The following is a 3,526-nucleotide window of genomic DNA, read 5'->3' on the forward strand; positions in this document are numbered from 1 at the left end:
CGTTGTGGCGGCGGTGAACCGCGGGTTCAGCCGCACGGCGGGTGGTACGGGAGGTCTGCCGGTGGAGGCCAGCGGGGTGCCGCCGGTCACCTTGAACGCGGCGACGCCGTGCGCGGGGACGCTCGCCGAGAGGGCGGTCGACGTGGCGCCGGTCCACAGGTCGGTGAGGGTCAGCGGGCCTCCGGTGAGGCCGATCTGCGCGGCGGTCGTGGAGATCGTCGCGGTCGCGGAGCCCCGGTTGAACAGGCCGACGGCGACGGATCCGTCGGCCAGCGGCTTGGCGAACACCTCGGTGTTCCCGTCGTCACGCACCCGGCGCCCGCCCGCGCCCAGCGAGTCCTGGTTCACCGCGATCAGCCGGGAGTTGCGCAGGACGGCGCTGATGTCGGCGGACATCGTCCGGATGTCGTTGCCGGCCATGAGCGGGGCCGCCATCAGCGCCCACAGCGTGAAGTGGGAGCGGGACTCGGTGAGGGTGAGTCCGGGGCGGCCGACGACCAGCATGTCGGGGTCGTTCCAGTGGCCCGGACCCGACTGGGCGGCGAGCGGGGCGTTGACGTCGAGGACGTTGCCGACGCCCATCGGGTAGCTGTTGGTGTTGTTGTTCTGCCAGATGTCGAGGAGGTCCTCGGTGGTCCGCCAAAGGTCGGCGACCTGGCCCCAGTCGTAGGTGGAGCCGGTGATGGCGTGGAAGCTGTTGGGGTTGATGCTGTAGACGATGGGCCGTCCGGTGGCGCGCAGCGCGTCCCGCATCAGCGAGAACCGGGCGACCTGCTCGTCCCGCGTGCCCTCGCCGGAGCACCAGTCGTACTTGAGGTAGTCCACGCCCCACGACGCGAACGTGTTCGCGTCCTGGACCTCGTGCCCCCGGCTACCCGTGGAGCCGGGATAGCCGCCGCTGGTCTGCGCACAGGTGCGGTCCCCGGGCACCTGGTAGATCCCGAACTTCAGGCCCTTGCCGTGGATGTAGTCCCCGAGCGCTTTCATGCCGCCCGGGAACTTCGTCGGGTTCGCGCGGAGGTTGCCCGCGCTGTCGCGCTGCGGGTCGAACCAGCAGTCGTCGACGACGACGTACCGGTAACCGGCGTCCCGCATCCCCGAGTTGGCCATCGCGTCGGCCGCCTGGCGGACCTGCGCCTCGGTGATGCCGCAGCCGAAGCTGTTCCAGCTGTTCCAGCCCATCGGCGGGGTGAGGGCGGGGCTGCCGGGGGCGGCGGCCGGGGCGACCGGGGCTGCGGCCGAGGCGGTGGGCTGAACGGCCGCCGTGACACCGGCGGCCGTCAGCAGAGCGGCCGTGTATATGGACAGTCTGCGGAGCAGTCGTGCGCCTGTGCGGGTGGGCATGGAGGCTCCTGGGCTTCTGGGCGTCGGGGGTCCGTCAGGGTGCCGTGAGGGTCCACAGCAGGTTGGTGCCGTTGCCGTAGGTCCACTGCTCGGGGGCCGCCGGATGCCGGTCGACGGAGTCCCAGTCCGGCGTGTAGGGGCCGGGTACCGCTCTCGCGACGCCGCTTCCCAGGGTTCCCGAGGCCAGGGCGGCGGCGACCACTGCGGTCGAACTGCCCAGGAAGCGGCGTCTGTTGATCGAGTGCGACATGTACCCATCCCTGATGCGTGAGAGGCGGGCGAGCCCTGGGGGCCGCTACGTCACTTCCGAAGGTCAGGGCTTGAGCCCGCCATGTCAACGTGCGTGAAGGGATGAATGGGATTGACTTGATTCCGTTTTCGCCGCCTTGGTCACCTCTTGCCGACTATGGCGAGTCACCAGACATGCGATGTCTCAATGCCCCTGGCAGCAGGAGCGCCCCGGCGTCCGGGCGCCGGCCACCGGCCCCAACTGCCGTGCGGAGGCGGCGTGTTCACGCCCGGTGCGGGACTGCGCGTCGTAGACCACCCGGCCGGAGACGAGGGTGTGACGGACGGTGGTGGAGTGGATCTCCCTGACCGGCACCGCCGTGAGGTCCCGGTCGAGGACGATCAGGTCGCCTCGGCGGCCGGGCCGGACCAGGCCGGAGGTGTCGTCGTGCAACTGGAAGGCCGCGCCGGCGGTGTGCATGAGCAGCGACTGGGTCCGGGTCAGCCCCTCGGCGGCGTTGAGCGGCGGCTCGTCGCCCGTCGGGGGCCTGCGGTCGATCGCGGTGGCGAGCTGGGTGAAGGGGAGCAGCGGGTCGACCGGCCAGTCCGAGCCACCGGCCAGCCGGACGCCCGCGCGGGCCAGGCTGCGCGCCGGGTACAGGCGCGCGAACCGCTCGGGGCCGATGTAGGGCCGCAGCGCGTCGGTGGTGAACGGGGTGGCGGCGGCCCACTGGAGCTGCATGCTCGCCACCACCCGGGCGCGGGCCAGGCGCCGGAGGTCGTCGGGGTGGACCAGTTGGAGGTGGGTGATGGTGTGGCGCCGGTCGCGGCGTCCGGGGCGGTGGACGGCCTCGTAGGCGTCGAGGGCGGCGCGGACGGCGCGGTCGCCGATGGCGTGGGCGTGCATCTGCCAGCCGTCGGCGTCGAGGGCGCGGACCAGGGCGCGGTAGTCGCGGTCACTGACGTGCAGGTCGCCCCGGTGGGTGGTGGGCCTGCCCTCGGCGTCGAGGTAGGGGGTGAGGAGGGCGGCGGTCTGGGCCGGGAACTCCATGACGCCGTCGAGGAACACCTTGGCGGTGGTCAGGCGCAGGGTGGCGGGGCCGTGGAAGCGGCGGCGCACGCCGCGCAGGTACTCAGCCGCCTCCCTGGGCTTCCTGGCGAGTTCGGCGTCGACAACCAGGGCGGGGGTGACGTGCTGCGGAAGAAGGCCCTTGCCGATGAGGCGGGTGTAGGTGGCGATGGTGCCCTCGCTGCTCACGGCGTCCATGAAGGAGGTGATGCCGGAGGCGAGGAGCGCGCCGGCCATCCTGGCGTAGGCGCCCTCCAGCTGCTCGGCGCTCGGCGGCGGGATCGCGCCGGTGACGAGGCCCTGTGCGTCGTCCTTGAGCAGCCCGGTGGGGTTCCCGGCGCTGTCGCGGACGATCTGGCCGCCGGCCGGGTCGGGGGTGGTGCGGTCGACGCGGGCGAGGGCGAGGGCCCGGGAGTTGACGAGGCTGTTGTGGAAGTCGGAGCCCTGGAGGTGGATGGGGCGGCGGGTGTTCAGGGAGTCGAGGAGGGTCTTGTCGGCGACGGTGCCCGCGGGCAGCAGGCCGACGGGGTTCCAGTCGGTCACCTGGAGCCAGCCGTCGGGTTCCTGCGCGGCCGTCGCGTCCAGCATCTCCTGGATCCTGGCCCGGAATTGAGGGACCGTCAGGCTCTCGTTGCGCAGGGAGGGGTTCAGGGACTGGACGGCCGCGCCGAGCGGGTGCATGTGCCCGTCCTGGATGCCCGGCATGACGGTGCCGCCCTCGGCGTCGACGACGACCGTGCGCGAGCCCGCGTGCCGGCGGATCTCGGCGTCGGAGCCGACCGCGAGGATCTTCCCGTCGGTGCCGACGGCGACGGCTCTCGGGCAGGGGCGGCCGTCGCCGGTGAACACGCGCCCGTTGACCACCACGGTGGCCACGCGCGTCGG

General features: G+C 72.5%; 3 protein-coding genes. All 3 read right to left on the bottom strand.

Annotated features, from left to right (window positions below):
- Window positions 1-1,344 (bottom strand): glycoside hydrolase family 27 protein (locus tag ACVNF4_RS33865; protein ID WP_461806705.1); only part of this gene is annotated, 1,344 nt, incomplete at its 3' end.
- Between the two features lie 34 nt (window positions 1,345-1,378).
- On the bottom strand, window positions 1,379-1,594 hold the full coding sequence (locus tag ACVNF4_RS33870) for a twin-arginine translocation signal domain-containing protein (protein WP_461806706.1): 216 nt from the start codon (window positions 1,592-1,594) through the stop codon (window positions 1,379-1,381).
- Window positions 1,595-1,777: 183 nt separating this feature from the next.
- On the bottom strand, window positions 1,778-3,526 hold a 1,749-nt coding region (locus ACVNF4_RS33875), incomplete at its 5' end, for an amidohydrolase (protein WP_461806707.1).

The organism is Streptomyces sp. S6, from assembly GCF_054880855.1.